At 59.1% G+C, this 18686-nt stretch carries 14 protein-coding genes; 9 read left to right on the forward strand and 5 right to left on the reverse strand.

The genetic code is table 11. From position 1 onward, the window contains the following. The first annotated feature begins 134 nt into the window (after positions 1 to 134). From fadB to A8O26_RS10010, 6 genes are all read left to right on the forward strand, one after another. The gene (gene fadB / locus A8O26_RS09985) at positions 135 to 2282 is read left to right on the forward strand and encodes a fatty acid oxidation complex subunit alpha FadB (RefSeq protein WP_064117846.1); all 2148 of its coding nucleotides are present in this window, start codon (positions 135 to 137) and stop codon (positions 2280 to 2282) included. A gap of 32 nt (positions 2283 to 2314) precedes the next feature. After that, the gene (gene fadA, locus A8O26_RS09990) at positions 2315 to 3490 is read left to right on the forward strand and encodes an acetyl-CoA C-acyltransferase FadA (RefSeq protein WP_007910465.1); all 1176 of its coding nucleotides are present in this window, start codon (positions 2315 to 2317) and stop codon (positions 3488 to 3490) included. 98 nt (positions 3491 to 3588) lie between these two features. Then, positions 3589 to 3825 (forward strand): DUF1653 domain-containing protein, encoded by a 237-nt coding sequence (locus A8O26_RS09995; protein WP_007961814.1) that lies wholly within the window; start codon positions 3589 to 3591, stop codon positions 3823 to 3825. A gap of 114 nt (positions 3826 to 3939) precedes the next feature. After that, positions 3940 to 6570, forward strand: coding sequence for a type I DNA topoisomerase (gene topA / locus A8O26_RS10000; protein ID WP_064117847.1), 2631 nt, complete (start codon positions 3940 to 3942; stop codon positions 6568 to 6570). Between the two features lie 143 nt (positions 6571 to 6713). Further along, the gene (locus A8O26_RS10005; protein ID WP_064117848.1) at positions 6714 to 7238 is read left to right on the forward strand and encodes a DUF6586 family protein; all 525 of its coding nucleotides are present in this window, start codon (positions 6714 to 6716) and stop codon (positions 7236 to 7238) included. A 106-nt stretch (positions 7239 to 7344) separates the two neighbouring features. Then, positions 7345 to 7578, forward strand: a complete 234-nt coding sequence (locus tag A8O26_RS10010; RefSeq protein ID WP_008082203.1) for a hypothetical protein — start codon at positions 7345 to 7347, stop codon at positions 7576 to 7578. An 82-nt stretch (positions 7579 to 7660) separates the two neighbouring features. Here the strand turns inward: A8O26_RS10010 and sulA are convergent, their stop codons facing one another. Continuing rightward, positions 7661 to 8134 (reverse strand): SOS-induced cell division inhibitor SulA, encoded by a 474-nt coding sequence (sulA, locus tag A8O26_RS10015; protein ID WP_064117849.1) that lies wholly within the window; start codon positions 8132 to 8134, stop codon positions 7661 to 7663. 10 nt (positions 8135 to 8144) lie between these two features. Next, positions 8145 to 8753, reverse strand: a complete 609-nt coding sequence (gene lexA, locus A8O26_RS10020) for a transcriptional repressor LexA (RefSeq protein WP_003226590.1) — start codon at positions 8751 to 8753, stop codon at positions 8145 to 8147. A 229-nt stretch (positions 8754 to 8982) separates the two neighbouring features. On the opposite strand from lexA, the gene A8O26_RS10025 reads away from it, so the two are divergent. The 3 genes from A8O26_RS10025 (at position 8983) to A8O26_RS10035 (ending at position 11609) form a co-directional block, all read left to right on the forward strand. Beyond that, on the forward strand, positions 8983 to 9690 hold the full coding sequence (locus A8O26_RS10025; RefSeq protein ID WP_064117850.1) for a TetR/AcrR family transcriptional regulator: 708 nt from the start codon (positions 8983 to 8985) through the stop codon (positions 9688 to 9690). A gap of 158 nt (positions 9691 to 9848) precedes the next feature. Continuing rightward, on the forward strand, positions 9849 to 10859 hold the full coding sequence (gene nagZ / locus A8O26_RS10030) for a beta-N-acetylhexosaminidase (RefSeq protein ID WP_064117851.1): 1011 nt from the start codon (positions 9849 to 9851) through the stop codon (positions 10857 to 10859). Positions 10860 to 10871: 12 nt separating this feature from the next. Further along, positions 10872 to 11609 carry an S-methyl-5'-thioinosine phosphorylase gene (locus A8O26_RS10035; protein ID WP_064117852.1) on the forward strand — a complete coding sequence of 246 codons (738 nt, stop codon included), beginning with the start codon at positions 10872 to 10874 and terminating at the stop codon, positions 11607 to 11609. A gap of 127 nt (positions 11610 to 11736) precedes the next feature. Here A8O26_RS10035 and A8O26_RS10040 read toward each other — a convergent pair whose 3' ends face one another. The 3 genes from A8O26_RS10040 to mfd are packed head-to-tail and all read right to left on the reverse strand — an operon-like array spanning position 11737 to position 18465. Then, the gene (locus A8O26_RS10040) at positions 11737 to 14427 is read right to left on the reverse strand and encodes a DEAD/DEAH box helicase (RefSeq protein WP_064117853.1); all 2691 of its coding nucleotides are present in this window, start codon (positions 14425 to 14427) and stop codon (positions 11737 to 11739) included. Between the two features lie 11 nt (positions 14428 to 14438). Beyond that, complete coding sequence (locus A8O26_RS10045; protein WP_064117854.1) at positions 14439 to 15005, reverse strand: CsiV family protein; 567 nt, start codon at positions 15003 to 15005, stop codon at positions 14439 to 14441. Positions 15006 to 15015: 10 nt separating this feature from the next. Continuing rightward, positions 15016 to 18465, reverse strand: coding sequence for a transcription-repair coupling factor (gene mfd / locus A8O26_RS10050; protein ID WP_064117855.1), 3450 nt, complete (start codon positions 18463 to 18465; stop codon positions 15016 to 15018). Positions 18466 to 18686: the final 221 nt, after the last annotated feature.

The raw sequence follows: 18686 nt of genomic DNA on the forward strand, positions 1-18686 counted from the left end.
TACAGAATCCCGACTATCGCGTTGGCGGGTGTGCCGGGTGGATTGGCGTTAGCATCGACGAAAAAGCGTCCTGCCGAGCCATTCGCCTGCGTCCGACGTGTACTGTTCAGCTTCCATATCGTGGAGATCAGTTGATGATTTACGAAGGTAAAGCCATCACGGTTAAAGCTCTTGAAAGTGGCATCGTCGAATTGAAATTCGACCTCAAGGGTGAGTCCGTCAACAAGTTCAACCGTCTAACCCTGAACGAACTGCGTCAGGCCGTAGACACCATCAAGGCAGATGCTTCGATCAAGGGCGTGATCGTCAGCAGTGGCAAGGACGTGTTCATCGTCGGCGCCGACATCACCGAATTTGTCGACAACTTCAAGCTGCCGGATGCCGAGCTGGTTGCTGGCAATCTCGAAGCCAACAAGATCTTCAGCGATTTCGAAGACCTCAACGTTCCGACCGTAGCGGCCATCAATGGCATCGCCCTGGGCGGCGGTCTTGAAATGTGCCTGGCGGCTGACTATCGCGTCATGTCGACCAAAGCCAAGATCGGTCTGCCGGAAGTCAAACTGGGCATCTACCCAGGCTTCGGCGGTACTGTCCGTCTGCCGCGTCTGATCGGTGTCGACAACGCCATCGAATGGATTGCCTCCGGCAAGGAAAACCGCCCGGAAGACGCCCTGAAAGTCAGCGCCGTCGACGCTGTGGTTGCTCCTGAGAAGCTGCAGGAAGCTGCCCTTGAACTGATCAAGCGCGCCATCTCCGGCGAGTTCGACTTCAAGGCCAAGCGTCAGCCGAAACTTGAAAAACTCAAGCTGAACGCCATTGAACAAATGATGGCTTTCGAAACCGCCAAAGGTTTCGTCGCAGGGCAGGCTGGCCCGAACTACCCGGCGCCGGTTGAAGCGATCAAGACCATCCAGAAAGCCGCGAACTTCGGTCGTGACAAGGCACTGGAAGTCGAAGCCGCCGGTTTCGTCAAACTGGCCAAGACCTCTGCCGCGCAGAGCCTGATCGGTCTGTTCCTGAACGATCAGGAACTGAAGAAAAAGGCCAAGGCCTACGACGAAATCGCCAAAGACGTGAAGCAGGCTGCCGTACTGGGCGCCGGCATCATGGGTGGCGGTATCGCTTATCAGTCGGCCTCCAAAGGTACGCCGATCCTGATGAAGGACATCAACGAGCACGGTATCGAGCAGGGTCTGGCCGAAGCCGCCAAACTGCTGGTTGGCCGCGTTGATAAAGGTCGCATGACCGCTGCGAAAATGGCTGAAGTGCTCAACGCCATTCGTCCGACCCTGTCCTACGGCGACTTCGGTCACGTCGATCTGGTGGTCGAAGCTGTGGTCGAGAACCCGAAGGTCAAGCAAGCCGTATTGGCTGAAGTCGAAGGTCAGGTCAAAGAGGACACTATCCTCGCGTCCAACACCTCGACAATTTCTATCAGCCTGCTGGCCAAGGCCCTCAAGCGTCCGGAAAACTTCGTCGGCATGCACTTCTTCAACCCGGTGCACATGATGCCGCTGGTGGAAGTGATTCGTGGCGAGAAGTCGAGTGAGCTGGCCGTTGCCACCACCGTTGCCTACGCCAAGAAAATGGGCAAGAACCCGATCGTCGTCAACGACTGCCCGGGCTTCCTGGTCAACCGCGTACTGTTCCCGTACTTCGGCGGTTTCGCCAAGCTGGTCAGCGCCGGTGTGGACTTCGTCCGTATCGACAAAGTAATGGAAAAATTCGGCTGGCCGATGGGCCCGGCGTACCTGATGGACGTGGTCGGCATCGACACCGGTCACCACGGTCGTGACGTGATGGCCGAAGGTTTCCCGGACCGCATGAAGGATGACCGTCGTTCGGCCATCGACGTGCTGTACGAAGCCAAACGCCTGGGTCAGAAGAATGGCAAGGGCTTCTACGCCTACGAGGCCGACAAGAAAGGCAAGCAGAAGAAAGTCGCCGATCCGTCGGTGCTGGAAGTGCTCAAGCCGATTGTTTACGAGCAGCGCGAAGTCACTGACGAAGACATCATTAACTGGATGATGATCCCGCTGTGCCTGGAAACCGTGCGTTGCCTGGAAGACGGCATCGTTGAAACCGCCGCCGAAGCCGACATGGGTCTGGTCTACGGTATCGGTTTCCCTCCATTCCGTGGCGGTGCGCTGCGCTACATCGATTCGATCGGTGTTGCCGAGTTCGTTGCCCTGGCTGACCAGTACGCTGATTTGGGCGCGCTGTACCACCCGACCGCGAAGCTGCGTGAAATGGCCAAAACCGGCCAACGGTTCTTCGGTTAAGCGTCCCAACTTTTGAGCGAGAGTGAAATTTTATGAGCTTGAATCCAAGAGACGTCGTGATTGTCGACTTCGGTCGTACTCCGATGGGCCGCTCCAAGGGCGGCATGCACCGCAACACCCGCGCCGAAGACATGTCGGCGCACCTGATCAGCAAATTGCTGGAACGCAACGCCAAGGTCGATCCTGCTGAAGTCGAGGACGTGATCTGGGGCTGCGTCAACCAGACCCTGGAGCAGGGCTGGAACATCGCGCGCATGGCGTCGCTGATGACCCAGATCCCGCACACCTCGGCCGGCCAGACCGTCAGCCGTCTGTGTGGCTCGTCGATGAGCGCGTTGCACACTGCTGCGCAAGCGATCATGACCGGTAACGGTGACGTGTTCGTGGTGGGCGGCGTCGAGCATATGGGCCACGTGAGCATGATGCACGGTGTCGATCCGAACCCGCACATGTCGCTGTACGCGGCGAAAGCCTCGGGCATGATGGGCCTGACCGCTGAAATGCTTGGCAAAATGCACGGCATCACTCGCGAACAACAGGACGCTTTCGGCGTGCGTTCCCACCAGTTGGCCCACAAGGCCACCGTGGAAGGCAAGTTCAAAGACGAAATCATCCCGATGCAGGGCTACGACGAGAACGGTTTCCTGAAACTGTTCGACTATGACGAAACCATTCGTCCGGAAACCACCCTGGAAAGTCTGGCGGCTCTCAAGCCAGCCTTCAATCCAAAGGGCGGCACCGTGACTGCCGGTACTTCGTCGCAGATCACCGATGGTGCTTCGTGCATGATCGTGATGTCGGCGCAGCGTGCTCAGGACCTGGGTATCCAGCCAATGGCGGTTATCCGTTCGATGGCAGTGGCGGGTGTGGATCCGGCGATCATGGGCTATGGTCCAGTTCCGGCAACACAAAAAGCCCTGAAGCGTGCAGGCCTTGGCATCAACGATATCGACTTCTTCGAGCTCAACGAAGCTTTCGCCGCACAGGCCCTGCCAGTGCTGAAAGATCTGAAAGTGCTCGACAAGATGAACGAGAAGGTTAACCTGCACGGCGGCGCGATCGCCCTGGGTCATCCGTTCGGTTGCTCCGGTGCCCGTATTTCCGGCACCTTGCTGAACGTGATGAAGCAGAATAGCGGCACATTCGGGGTGGCCACTATGTGCATTGGTCTCGGCCAAGGCATCTCCACCGTCTTCGAACGCGTTTAAGCGTCTCGTCGATGGAAGCCGGGGCCAAGTGCCCCGGTTTTTGTTTTTGTGGATTTATTTTGTTTTTATTTTGAAAAAATTTGAGTGAGGGCCAACACATGCCGATACAACCTGGGCTCTACCAACATTACAAAGGTCCGCAGTACCGCGTATTCAGTGTTGCGCGGCATTCCGAAACCGAAGAAGAAGTGGTCTTTTACCAAGCCCTGTATGGCGATTACGGCTTTTGGGTACGCCCTTTGAGCATGTTCGTCGAGTCGGTCGAGGTTGACGGCGAGCAGGTGCCACGCTTTGCTTTGGTGCAAGCTGAACCGAGCCTTTTTTCCAAGGCATGAGGCGAGTGCGCACAGAACCCTGTGCTTGACCTCACCTTGTATCAACTATATATAGCGGTGCCGCGTCAGGCGCCAACCGCCTTTCACTTCTAGAATTCAGGAATTTTCTGATCCATGGGCAAATCGCTGGTCATTGTGGAATCCCCGGCTAAGGCCAAGACCATCAACAAGTATCTGGGTAACCAATACGTGGTGAAGTCGAGTATCGGCCATATCCGAGACCTGCCCACCAGCGGTTCGGCTAGCGCCAGCAAAGAGCCAGCCGCCAAGCGCGGCAAGGCTGCTGCGGGCGAAGGTCCGGTGCTCTCGCCGAAAGAGAAGGCGCGCAAGCAGCTGGTCTCGCGTATGGGTGTCGATCCCGATCATGGCTGGAAAGCCAAGTACGAGATCCTCCCGGGTAAAGAGAAGGTGATCGAAGAGCTGCGCCGGCTCGCCAAAGATGCTGACACCATCTATCTCGCAACCGACTTGGATCGCGAGGGGGAAGCCATTGCCTGGCACCTGCGCGAAGCCATCGGTGGTGACGACAGCCGCTACAAGCGTGTGGTGTTCAACGAAATCACCAAGAAGGCGATTCAGGAAGCCTTCTCGGAACCGGGCGAGCTGGACATCGATCGCGTCAATGCGCAACAGGCGCGGCGTTTCCTCGACCGCGTGGTCGGCTACATGGTTTCGCCGCTGCTGTGGGCAAAAATCGCCCGTGGCCTGTCTGCCGGTCGCGTGCAATCGGTGGCCGTGAAGCTGGTGGTCGAGCGTGAGCGTGAAATCCGTGCGTTCAACCCGGAAGAGTACTGGGAAGTGCATGCCGATCTCGGCACCACCAAAGGCTCGACCGTGCGTTTCGAAGTAGCCCGCGAGAAAGGCGAAGCCTTCAAGCCGCTCAATGAAGCGCAGGCTATGGCCGCGCTGGAGAAGCTCAAGTCTTCCAGCTACAGCATCGTCAAGCGCGAAGACAAGCCGACCAGCAGCAAGCCGTCGGCGCCGTTTATCACCTCCACCCTGCAACAGGCTGCGAGCAACCGCCTGGGCTTCGGCGTGAAGAAAACCATGATGATGGCCCAGCGTCTGTACGAAGCTGGCTACATCACTTATATGCGTACCGACTCGACCAACCTCTCGGCTGATGCCGTGACGATGGCGCGCACTTACATCGAAGACGAGTTCGGCAAGAAGTACCTGCCGGAAACGCCAAACGTCTACAGCAGCAAGGAAGGCGCGCAAGAGGCTCACGAAGCGATTCGTCCTTCCGACGCCAACACCACGCCGAGCAAGCTCGCAGGCATGGAGCGCGACGCTGAGCGCCTCTACGAGCTGATCTGGCGCCAGTTCCTCGCTTGCCAGATGCTGCCGGCGCAATACTTGTCGACCACCGTCAGCGTAGGCGCTGGCGACTTCGAGCTGCGTGCCAAGGGCCGTATCCTCAAGTTCGACGGTTACACCCGCGTGATGCCACAGATCGCCAAACCAGGTGACGACGACGTTCTGCCTGATATGGCGCAAGGCGACGTGATGAAGCTGATCAAGCTCGATCCGTCGCAGCACTTCACCAAGCCGCCGGCCCGTTACTCGGAAGCCAGTCTGGTGAAAGAAATGGAAAAACGCGGCATCGGTCGTCCTTCGACTTATGCGGCGATCATTTCGACCATTCAGGATCGCGGTTACGTGACCCTGCACAACCGTCGTTTCTATTCGGAAAAGATGGGCGACATCGTCACCGAGCGTCTGTCGGAAAGCTTCTCCAATCTCATGGACTACGGCTTCACCGCCGGCATGGAAGAGAACCTCGATGACGTGGCGCAGGGCGAGCGCGACTGGAAAAACGTACTGGACGAGTTCTACGGCGACTTCAAAAAGAAACTCGAAGTGGCCGAAAATCCGGACAGCGGCATGCGTGCCAACCAGCCGGTGATGACCGACATTCCGTGCACCACTTGCGGCCGTCCAATGCAGATTCGTACTGCATCGACCGGCGTGTTCCTCGGTTGCTCGGGTTACAGCCTGCCGCCGAAAGAACGCTGCAAAGCCACCGTCAACCTGGTGCCGGGCGACGAGATCGCTGCGGACGATGAAGGTGAGTCGGAATCGCTGGTGCTGCGCGGCAAGCATCGCTGCCCGATTTGCAGCACGGCGATGGACGCTTATCTGCTCGACGAGAAGCGCAAGTTGCACATCTGCGGTAACAACCCGGATTGCGCAGGCTACGAAATCGAAGAGGGCAGCTATCGCATCAAGGGCTACGAAGGTCCGAGCCTGGAATGCGACAAGTGCGGAAGTGAAATGCAGCTCAAGACTGGCCGTTTCGGCAAGTTCTTCGGTTGTACCAACCCGACCTGCAAGAACACCCGTAAGCTGCTGAAGAGCGGTGATGCGGCGCCGCCGAAGATGGATCCGGTGAAGATGCCTGAGCTGAAATGCGAAAAGGTCAACGACACCTACATCCTGCGCGACGGTGCGTCCGGTCTGTTCCTGGCGGCCAGTCAGTTCCCGAAAAACCGCGAGACCCGTGCTCCGCTGGTGATCGAGATTCTGCCGCACAAGGACGAGATCGATCCGAAGTATCACTTCCTCTGCGACGCCCCACAGAAGGATCCGGACGGCCTGCCAGCGGTGATTCGCTACAGCCGCAAGACCAAGGAGCAATACGTGCAGACCGAAGTCGATGGCAAGCCTACCGGTTGGAAGGCTTACTTCGACGGCGGTAAGTGGACGGTAGAAGACAAGCGTACCAAGGCCAAAGCTGAGTAAGCGTTAGCCTAATACTGAAAGGCCGCATGACAACCCTTGGGTTTTCATGCGGCCTTTTTGTTTTGTGCTTGCGGTGGGATCGGCTGATCCACGACACTGTCCGGCCTGTGTGAAGCAATTATTTCGTTGTGGAGAGCGCCGTCATGGCTCACGAACTCTATACCCGTACCAATCAGAAGATCTATTTCGCCGGCCTGTCGCTGGAAGCCCTGGCTCGTGCTGAAGAAGGGCGGGCGATGAATTCTCTGGCGTTGATTCAGGCCGGTCGTGAATCGGCGTTGTTTCACCTCTATGGCGCTCTGCTGGGGCTTTGCCATGAGATCGCGGGTTTCTATCGTCTGCCCCAGGCCAATGCGCCACGCGCGGAGATGCTGTTGACGCGCGAAGTTCTGGAGTCGATCGCAATTCCCGAACTGGCAGAAATGGTCGAATTGGCGGGCAACCCGGAAACCTGGCTGGCTCAACTGCTGGCTGCGCATTCGGCGCTGTTTCAGCCGCCACGGGTGCCACACAAGCCAAAGGGCGACGTGACGCAGCCGCTGATTCAGGCGATTAATCTGGATGAGGAAGAGGCACCGGAAGAACTGAGCCGAGAGGAGCTGGAGAGCTGGCGGCAGAATCTCAAAGGCTTGGCGATTCGTTTCCGCGAAGGGTTGAACGAATGCTGAGGGCGATTGACACGGTGGCAATCTGAAACATGCTGCTGGTCAAGATCCCGAGCGAAGCCCGAATGATGTCTATATAATCCCTGCCTTTCGTGGAGAACAGACCTTTATGCCAACGTCCTTTCTAGAAATTGTCGAGTTACCAGACGGCCGAATCGAACTGCGCAGGGCTGAGGACGAAGGTTCTTTGGTGACTCTGGATTTCTCCGAGGATGCCAAGACTTTCCTTCAGGGCCAGCACGTGGAAATCGCCAAGGCGATGTTGAGCGTCGGTGTGCAGATGGCGGGCCGGATGATCGAAGGCGAGTTTGATAAGGAAGAGGGGCCGCGGGTTCTTCATTGATCCCCACCTGCTTCTTGCCGCTTCAGATCGGCTTCTCTGTCCTTGGAGAAGCCCTGCGCTTCACACAGCGCACATCCCCAGATCAACCCAATCGAATGTTCAGGCTTTGAGCGTCGCCCGTGCGTGCAGCGCTGATCAGTTGTTGCCGTGAATTGTTGTTCAACGGGTTGAGCCAGGTGACCACGGTGTGGCTGCGGCCCAGGCGCAGCGCTTCGCATGCCAGTTGCTGGGCGCTTTGAGTGCCCCGTGGTTGCAGTAACAGAATGCGTTCGCGGTTCAGGCCGGCATCCCGCAACCACGTTTGCGTCAGGCTTGCCGGCGGTGCGATCAATGTCAGCCAGCGTGCGTCCTGATCCTCGCTCAATTCACGCAGGATCGGTGCCAGCAGGTTCAGGCAGTTCCCGGCCGCACCACGCAGTGACAGCTCACTGAATACTTCGGGTTCGGCATTCCATGGACGCTCGACGACCTCTTTGAGGATCGGCGCCATCGGTTGCGCCAGAAACGCTTCGAATAGCGGCAGTTGTGTTTGCTGAGGTGTGTGTGGGAACTGCATAAAGCCTCCTTTAGCGGCGGATGACGCCGACACTCAAGCCTTCGATCACCAGTTCCTGATCTTTCAGGTCGACTTCGATGGGAGCGAACTCAGGGTTTTCGGCAATCAGCCAGACCTTGCTGCCTTCGCGCTTGAAGCGTTTGACGGTCACTTCATCGCCGATTCGAGCGACGACGACCTGGCCATTACGCGCTTCGCGGGTGGTATGCACGGCGAGCAGGTCACCGTCGAAAATACCGATGTCTTTCATGCTCATGCCGTGTACGCGCAACAGGTAGTCGGCACGCGGATGGAAGAAAGCCGGGTTGATGTTGCAGGATTCTTCGATGTGCTGCTGGGCGAGAATCGGTGCGCCGGCAGCGACCCGGCCAATGATCGGCAGCGTGGAGTCGTCGGCCTTGGCTTCGAAGCCCGGGATACGGATGCCGCGAGAGGCGCCAGGCGTCATCTCGATGGCACCCTTGCGCGCCAGAGCCTTGAGGTGTTCTTCAGCCGCGTTCGGCGACTTGAAGCCCAGCTCCTGAGCGATTTCCGCACGGGTTGGCGGGTAGCCGTTGTCTTCGAGGCAACGTTTGATAAAGGCCAGAATCTCGGCTTGGCGTGGCGTCAGCTTTAGCATATTGATCGCTCTGTCTTTTTATACAGTGACTGGGATTATATACAGTGAAGCGAGCTTGGCAATGGCCGTTTTTTTACCGGCCGCCAGACGGTCGGCAGGTGTGTTTATTAATGCAGCGGGCTTGTGTGGTTAAATAGCTGACCGACCATTCCCAAAACGAACCGGCAGGCTTGACAAGGCACAGGCTGAAACGTATGTTTCAAACAAGTGTTTGTCAGGCGGAGTAGCCATGGCCCAGTCGGAAACCGTTGAACGCATTCTTGATGCTGCCGAGCAGTTGTTCGCGGAGAAAGGTTTCGCTGAAACCTCATTGCGTTTGATTACCAGCAAGGCTGGCGTCAACCTGGCAGCAGTGAACTATCACTTCGGTTCGAAGAAAGCCCTGATTCAGGCAGTGTTCTCGCGCTTCCTCGGGCCGTTCTGCATCAGCCTCGATAAAGAGCTGGAGCGCCGCCAGGGCAAGCCTGAAAACAAGCCAACCCTTGAAGAACTGCTGGAGATCCTCGTCGAACAGGCTCTCGTGGTTCAGCCACGCAGCGGCAACGATTTGTCGATTTTCATGCGCTTGCTCGGTCTCGCCTTCAGCCAGAGCCAAGGCCACTTGCGGCGTTATCTGGAAGACATGTACGGCAAGGTGTTCCGTCGCTATATGTTGCTGGTCAACGAAGCTGCGCCGCGTATCCCGCCGATCGAACTGTTCTGGCGCGTGCACTTCATGCTCGGCGCCGCTGCGTTCAGCATGTCCGGCATCAAGGCGTTGCGAGCGATTGCCGAGACCGATTTCGGCGTCAACACCTCCATCGAACAAGTGATGCGCCTGATGGTGCCGTTTCTCGCTGCAGGCATGCGCGCCGAAACCGGCGTCACTGACACCGCCATGGCCACCGCGCAACTGCGTCCGCGCAGCAAATCAACGCCGGTCGCCGCCAAGGTTTAACCGCGCACGGGTGGGCGCGGCAGCTTGTATCCGCTAAGCTAGCCGCCCATGCCGACTCTCGTTCTGAACCCGATCTCCATAGAAATTGCCGACCTGCCGAGCGTTGCTCACGGTAGCGATTTCCTGCCGATCGGGTTTTTCGTTTTCAAGGAATCTCTATGACTGCTGGCCTGCAAGGCTCGTTGATGGTGGACGTCGCCGGTACCTGGCTGACGGCCGAAGATCGCCAATTGTTGCGTCAGCCCGAAGTGGGCGGCCTGATCATTTTCGCGCGCAACATCGAGCACCCACGCCAGGTGCGTGAACTCAGCGCGGCGATTCGCGCGATTCGTCCGGATCTGCTGCTGGCCGTGGACCAAGAGGGCGGTCGCGTGCAGCGCCTGCGTCAGGGCTTCGTGCGTTTGCCGGCGATGCGCGCCATCGCCGACAACCCGAATGCTGAATACCTCGCCGAACAATGTGGCTGGATCATGGCCACCGAAGTGCTGGCAGTCGGCCTCGACCTGAGTTTCGCCCCGGTGCTCGATCTGGATTACCAGCGCAGCGCTGTCGTCGGCACTCGTTCGTTCGAAGGCGATCCCGAACGCGCCGCATTGCTTGCTGGCGCATTCATTCGCGGCATGAACAGCGCCGGCATGGCCGCCACCGGTAAGCACTTTCCTGGCCACGGCTGGGCCGAAGCCGATTCTCACGTCGCAATTCCGAATGACGAGCGCAGCCTCGACGAGATCCGTGCCAACGACCTCGTGCCATTCGCCAAACTCAGCAAACAACTGGCCGCGATCATGCCGGCGCACGTCATCTATCCGCAGGTGGATTCGCAGCCAGCCGGTTTCTCCCGGCGCTGGTTGCAGGACATCCTGCGCGGCGAATTGCAGTTCGACGGCGTGATTTTCAGTGACGATTTGTCGATGGCCGGCGCCCACGTGGTCGGCGACGCCGCCAGCCGCATCGAAGCCGCACTGACTGCCGGTTGCGACATGGGCCTGGTGTGCAATGATCGCGCCGCTGCCGAACTGGCCCTCAGCGCCGCTCAGCGCATGAAGGTCAAGCCATCCGCGCGCATCGCGCGTATGCGTGGTCAGGCATTCGCCAGTACCGATTACCGTCAGGATCCGCGCTGGCTCACCGCCATCGGCGCGCTCAAAGACGCTCAACTGATCGATTAAGGATTTTTCGCTATGACGGTTTACGCAATCATCGGTGGCACCGGCCTGACCCAGCTCGAAGGCTTGACCATTCGCCAGTCGCTGGCGGTGGACACGCCCTACGGCGCGCCATCGGCCGACGTGCAGATTGGCGAATACGCAGGCAAGGAAGTGCTGTTCCTCGCCCGTCACGGCCACCCGCATCGCTTTCCGCCGCACAAGGTCAACTACCGCGCCAATCTGTGGGCATTGAAGCAGGCCGGCGCCGAAGCGATCATCGCGGTGAATGCCGTGGGCGGCATTCATTCGGCCATGGGCACCGGGCATTTCTGCGTGCCACACCAGATCGTCGACTACACCAGCGGCCGCGAGCACACGTTTTTCGCCGATGATCTGGAGCATGTCACCCATATCGACTTCAGCTTTCCCTACAGCGAACCGCTGCGTCAGCAATTGATTGCTGCGGTGGCCGCTGAAGGCTGCGATTACAGTGATCAGGGCGTTTACGCCTGCACCCAGGGCCCGCGTCTGGAGACGGTCGCCGAAATCGTGCGTCTGGAGCGTGATGGCTGCGACATCGTCGGCATGACCGGTATGCCGGAAGCGGCGCTGGCGCGGGAGCTGGATCTGGATTACGCCTGTCTGGCTTTGGTGGTGAACCCGGCGGCGGGCAAGACCACGCAAGTGATCACCATGGCCGAGATCGAGCAGGCGTTGCATGACGGGATGGGCAAGGTGAAATCGGCGTTGGCGCGGGTGCTAAAGGGCTGATCCTGGCTTGAAATCGAGTCGAGTCAATCGCGAGCAGGGCTAGCTCCCGCATCGGATTTGTGGCGTTCACAAACCCCTGTGGGAGCTAACCCTGCTAGCGATAGCTTTCTATCTGGCGACGCAGATCTCAGCGCTTTTCGAGCTTATCCGGCAACGGTGCAAACAACGCTTCGATATCATCACTCTGCAACTTCCAGTCCCCGGCCTTGCGCCCATCCAGCACGCCCGCCGCCAAGTCGGATTTTTCCTTCTGCAAGTGCTGAATCTTCTCTTCCACCGTGCCCCGGGCAATCATCTTGTAGACGAACACCGGCTTTTCCTGGCCAATCCGGTACGCCCGATCCGTCGCCTGATTCTCGGTTGCCGGGTTCCACCACGGGTCGTAGTGGATCACGGTGTCCGCCTCCGTCAGGTTCAAGCCGACGCCGCCGGCCTTCAAACTGATGAGAAAGATCTGACGCTTACCGCTCTGGAATTCCTTCACCGGCGTACGTCGATCGCGGGTCTGGCCAGTCAACAGCGCGTAGGAAACATTGCGTTTTTTCAGCTCCGCTTCGATCAATGAGAGCATCGAGGTGAACTGCGAAAACAACAGAATCCGCCGACCTTCTTCAAACAGTTCCTCCAGCATCTCCATCAAGCTGTCGAGCTTGCCGGAGGTGCTGCCGCGAGCGGGCAGGGTGGCGTCGTTGACCAGGCGCAAATCGCAGCAGACCTGACGCAACTTGAGCAGCGCCTCAAGAATGATGATCTGACTGCGCGCCACGCCTTTGCGGGTGATCTCGTCGCGGACTTTCTTGTCCATCGCCAAACGCATGGTTTCATACACATCGCGCTGCGCTTCGTTGAGGTCGACCCAGTGGATGATTTCAGTTTTCGGCGGCAGCTCGGTGGCCACCTGTTCCTTGGTGCGGCGTAGCAGAAACGGCTTTATCCGACCGTTCAGGTGTTGAAGTCTGACTTCACTGCCACGCTTTTCAATCGGCACACGGTAATCGGCGTTGAAGCTTTTCACGTCGCCGAGCCAGCCCGGCAGCAGGAAGTGGAACAGTGACCATAGCTCGCCCAAGTGGTTTTCCAGCGGCGTGCCACTCAGGCACAGGCGCTGGCGTGCGTTGAGCTCTCGCGCGGCTTGAGCGGCTTTGCTGTTCGGATTCTTGATGTACTGCGCCTCATCCAGAACCAGCACATGCAACGGTTGCCTGGCCAGACGTTCGACGTCCTTGGGCAGCAGCGCGTAGGTGGTGAGGATCAGGTCGAAATCCGCCAGATTGTCAAAATGCTTTTTGCGACTGGCGCCATACAGCGCGACCACTTTCAGTTGCGGCGTGAAGTGCGCCGCCTCATCGAGCCAGTTCGGAATCAGGCTGGTCGGCATCACCACCATGCATGGCCGATCCAGGCGTCCGGCGTTTTTCTCGCTGAGAATATGCGCCAGGGTCTGTAGGGTTTTACCCAGCCCCATGTCGTCCGCGAGAATCCCGCCGACCTCCAGTTGCCGTAGCGATTGCATCCAGCTCAAGCCCTCGAGCTGATAAGGACGCAGTGTCGCGTTCAGGTCTTGCGGCGCTTCAGCGCTGAAATCACGAATGTCGCGCAGGCGTTGCGCGAACGTGCGGATTTGCTCACCGCCCTCCCACAGCAGCGGCAGGCCTTCCAGCGAATTGAGGCGCGTGGCGTCGGCCTTGCTCAGGCGCAAAGTGGTTTCGCCCGGCTCCTGTAAATAAAACTCGCCGAGCGTCATCAGCACCGGCTTCAATCGGCCCAGTGGCAAAGCCACCTGCAACGGCCCGTGTTCGCTGTTGCGCTGCGGAATATTCACCAGAATCAACTCGTCATCGCGGCGCCGTGCAAGGCGTTCCGGATTGAGGATTTCCGCGTGCGAGCGCATCAGGTTGAGCAGGATCGGCAGCAAGCTCAGGCGCTCACCGTTGACGATGATGCCCAGCTCCAGATCAAACCAGTCACGCTCCGGCGCCTGCTCAACCGTGGCGTACCAGTCATCCACGGCGGTCAGGTCGAAGCCGAATTCCTCGTCGATCTGCAGTTCCCAGCCTTGGCTGCGCAGTTTCGGCAGGTCGTTGAGGGTGAAGGTCAGCCAGGCGCTGTCATTGACCATTTCGTAGAGCTCGCCGGCGCTTTCCGGCAGGGCTTTACTCTGGCGGGTAGCGATGCGAAAGCCGAGGATTCTTAACTGTTCGCGGTAGGACTGTTCGACTTCCGGGTGGCGTTTTATCCGCAGCGTCTGGGTTTCCTGACGAATCAGGATGTCGCTGTTCTTCTGCCCGCTGACGTATTCATCGAGATAGCTGAACGACAGTGCCGCGCGATGCTGAATGTAGCGCTGCATTTTGCCGTTGCGTGGCTCGAACGCGCTGAACTCGACGCTGGCCAGCCACAGGCGTGGCAACGGCTGCACGTTGTCGACCAGCACTTGCGGTGGCGCTTTCGGGCCACGGTTTTCCAGCACGGCTTGAAGTTTTTCCAACAGCTCAGCGTCTTTGGCAGCGGCGGGGTAGTCGAGGGTTTCCTGCACTTTGAGCAACACTGCCGCGCAGTGTTTGCAATTGGTGCGCACCGGGCAGGTGCAGCCAGCGTCCACCAGCAACAAAGTGCCTTTGGCTGACTCGCGAAGATGAATGGTCTGACGGTAAACGTTACCGCCAGAGCCTTCGCAACTGGCGGTAATCGTTGCATCGCCGACCTGGGCGATACGTACCCGGTTTTCCACGGCGTAGCGACGGCCACGCTCCAGGCTCTGTTCCTTGAATCGGCTGACCCAGGAGGGCGCCAACGGTTTACTCAGCGGCGGGTTCATAAGGACTTCGATCAGTCCGGAATCGCTTCAGGCGCTTCCCGTGGCGCAGGCGCGGTCAGGGAAGTGATCTTGATCAGCAGGGCCAGATGGCCGTTGTCGAGATAGTTGAGTTGGCCGTTCTTGGTGTGGCTGTCCTGTTTCAGGCGCTCGCTGGCGGTGACCAGGCCATTGGCGTCGATCTGATTGACCCAGAAGTCGGCAGTCACGTCGGTGAAACGTCCGAGCTTCATCTCCAGCGTGCCTTCGATCGGGAACTGGCCGAACTGTTCCTGGCCATCGCTGACCGCGACTTTTGCCGGTGCTTCGCCAAGGGTTTGCTGCCAGGCCTTGTGCATCAGCACGCTGTAATCGCCGCTGGCGGTGAGTTTAGTCACCACGTCATTCAGCGCAGGTGTGCGTTTGCTGTCATCGCCCAGGCGCTGAGCGCCAGCGGCCCAGTCTTCCGGCGCGGCGCGGCTGACGATCGCCGGTACGGCGTTCTGCCGGACCAGAATCATTTCGACCTGATACAGGTCATCGGCAAACGCCAGCGGTGCTACGAAAGTGAGTAGCAAAGTCAGTGAGCGAAACAGGCGCATGCGGCGTCCTTCAAACAGATTTCGGGAGGAGGCGCTCAAACAGCGCCTCTACAGTATTAAAGCGCTCTTCCGGGCGTTCCATCGGCACCTGGAACTTGAACATCGTCGCGCCTTCGAATTTGTAGCGTTTTGGCTGGCTCTGGATCAGCTTGATCAACGTCATCGGATCGACCGGCGTCTGCGCTTCGAACTCGATGCGCCCACCTTGCGGGCCGCCATCGACTTTCTTGATGCCCAATTGTTCGGCCTGCAACTTCAACGCCGTGATCCGCACCAGATTCTTCGTCGGTTCCGGCAGCAGGCCGAAGCGGTCGATCATCTCGACTTGCAGATCCTTCAGGCCCTCCTCGTCGGTGGCCGAAGCGATGCGCTTGTACAGAATCAGGCGCGCGTGAACATCCGGCAGATAGTCTTCCGGAATCAGCGCCGGCACCCGCAGATTGACTTCCGGGCCACCGCCGAGCGGTTGATCGAGGTTTGGTTGCTCGCCCTTGCGGATCGATTTCACCGCGCGTTCGAGCATCTCCATGTACAGGGTGAAACCCACTGCCTGAATCTGCCCGCTCTGGCCATCGCCGAGCAACTCGCCGGCGCCACGGATTTCCAGGTCGTTGGTCGCCAGCACGAAACCGGCGCCGAGATCCTGAGTATTGGCAATCGCTTCCAGGCGCTTTTCCGCGTCCGAAGTGATTTGCTGGCGCGGCGGTGTCAGCAGGTAGGCGTAAGCCTGGTGGTGACTACGGCCGACACGGCCACGCAACTGGTGCAGTTGCGCCAGACCGAATTTGTCGGCGCGCTCGATGATGATGGTGTTGGCGCTCGGCACGTCGATACCGGTTTCGATGATGGTCGAGGCGATCAGCACGTTGAAGCGCTTGTGATAGAAGTCGCTCATCACCTGTTCGAGTTCGCGTTCGCGCATCTGTCCGTGACCGATGCCGATACGGGCTTCCGGCACCAGTTCGGCGAGGTCGGCGGCGCATTTCTCGATGGTTTTCACATCGTTGTGCAGGTAGTACACCTGACCGCCACGCAATAGTTCGCGGAGCAGGGCCTCTTTGACCGTGCTCTTGTTCTGCTCCATGACGAAGGTGCGCACCGACAGGCGTCGTGCTGGCGGCGTGGCGATGATCGACAGATCGCGCATGCCCGACACCGCCATGTTCAGCGTGCGCGGAATCGGCGTGGCGGTCAGCGTGAGGATGTCGACTTCGCTGCGCAGGGCCTTGAGCTGTTCTTTCTGACGCACACCGAAACGGTGTTCTTCGTCGATGATCACCAGCCCGAGGTTTTTGATTTTGACGTCGTCGGACAGCAGTTTATGCGTGCCGATAACGATGTCGATCTTGCCTTCCGCCAGATCGGCGATCGCCGCGTTGACTTCCTTGGCCGATTTGAAGCGGCTCATCACTTCCACGGTCACTGGCCAGTCGGCGAAACGGTCACGGAAGCTGTTGTAGTGCTGTTGGGCGAGCAGGGTGGTCGGCACCAGGATCGCCACTTGACGGCCACCGTGTACGGCGATGAACGCCGCACGCATGGCCACTTCGGTCTTGCCGAAGCCAACGTCGCCGCAGACCAGTCGATCCATCGGTTTCGGCGCGAGCATGTCTTCGCGCACGGCCTCGATGGTCGATTGCTGATCCGGGGTTTCTTCGAACGGGAAACCGGCGCTGAACGTCGCGTAATCGGCTTTCGGGTCGGCGAATGCATAACCTTCGCGAGCAGCACGGCGGGCATAAATGTCGAGCAGTTCGGCGGCGACGTCACGCACTTGCTCGGCGGCTTTGCGCTTGGCTTTCTGCCAGGTCTCGGAGCCGAGGCGGTGCAGCGGGGCCAGCGAGTCGTCGCTACCGGTGTAGCGCGCGATCAAGTGCAGATTGGCCACCGGCACATAAAGCTTGGCGTTCTCGGCGTATTCGAGGGTGAGGAATTCGGCGGCCTGATTATCGATTTCCAGAATCGTCAGGCCGAGGTAGCGACCTACGCCATGATCGATGTGCACCACCGGCGCGCCTTCGCGCAGCTCGGTGAGGTTCTTGATCACCGCGTCATTGCTGACGTCGCTGCGTTTTTCGCGACGACGGCGTTGCATCACGCGTTGGCCGAACAGCGGACTTTCCGCGACCAGTGCCAGCGCCGGGTCATCCAGCATCAGGCCTTCGTCGAGCGGGGCAATGGTGATCGCCAGGCGATCCTTGCTCGCAACGAAATCCGGCCAGCTGTCGACGGTTTTCGGCCGCAGCTTCAGACGCTCGAGCAACTCCAGCAAGACTTCGCGACGGCCAGCGGATTCGGCGGTGAACAACACACGACCAGGGAACTCATCGAGGAACGCCGCCAGCGCCGCCAATGGTTGCGTGGCTTTGGCTTCGATCGCCAGATCCGGCAGTGCCTGCGCCGGGAAGCGCTCACGGCCGACGCCGGTTTCCACATCTTGCTGGCTGGCGACCACGCGCGGCCAGCTCTTCAAGCGAGCGAAGCAATCTTCCACCGGCAGGAACAATTCTGCGGGCGGCAATAAAGGACGCGAAGGATCGACGCGGCGCTCTTCATAGCGATTGCGCACGTCGTTCCAGAAATTTTCCGCCGCTTGCTCGATGCCCGGCAGCGAGAATACTTGCGTGTCTTGCGGCAGATAATCGAACAGAGTCGAGGTTTCGTCGAAAAACAGCGGCAGGTAGTACTCGATACCGGCCGGGGTAATCCCGCTGCTCAGATCCTGAAAGATCGGGCAGCGCCGGAAGTCGACGTCAAAGCGTTCACGGAAGCGCGCCTTGAAACGGGTGACCGCGTCTTTTTGCAGCGGAAACTCGCGGGCCGGCAGCAGCTTGACCGAATCGACCTTGTCGATGGAACGCTGGTTTTCCGGATCGAAGGTGCGCAGGGTTTCGATTTCGTCGTCGAACAGATCGATGCGATAGGGCAGTTTGCTGCCCATCGGGAACAGGTCGATCAGTGCGCCGCGTACGGTGAATTCGCCGTGTTCGTAAACCGTATCGACGTAGCGATAGCCACTGGCTTCGAGCCGCGCACGCATCTGCTCAACGTCGAGCTTCTGCCCGACATCCAGCACCAGGCTGCTGCCGAGCAAAAACTTGGTTGGCGCCAGGCGGTGCAACGCTGTGGTGATCGGCACTACCAGCACACCGTGTTCCAGTTCCGGCAGCCTATATAGGCTGGCGATGCGCTGGGAAATGATGTCCTGGTGCGGCGAGAACAGATCGTACGGCAGGGTTTCCCAGTCGGGGAAATGCAGCACGGGCAAATCCGGGGCGAAGAAACTCAGCTCCTGTTCCAGTCGTTCAGCGCTCTGGCTGTCGGCGGTCAGTAGCAGGGTGAAGCGCTTGGCAGCGCTGGCAGCCTCGGCAATCGCCAGGCTGAGGGCGGCACCGGGCAAATTGCCCCAATGCTGTTTACCTGCCTCGGCAGGGAGTTGCGGTAGACGCAGAACGGGCACGGAAGGTTGAGCTCCAGGCTTTGCGACAAAGTCGGTAATTGTAGCGGCGTCCGGTGCCGCCTGTCAGTTGCAGACTACGTCTATCTTCGTTGTTTGGACGAAATGTAGTGGTAACCATAAAAACCAGGCGTTTTTTAGCGATTATGTAGTGCCGAAAGTGGCTGGTGTTACGGAGGGTTACAGACATCGTCTAACAGTCGTCGAAAAATTGACTGCGCTGA

The sequence above is a fragment of the Pseudomonas fluorescens genome (assembly GCF_001648775.1).
In the GTDB taxonomy this organism is placed as follows: domain Bacteria; phylum Pseudomonadota; class Gammaproteobacteria; order Pseudomonadales; family Pseudomonadaceae; genus Aquipseudomonas; species Aquipseudomonas fluorescens_M.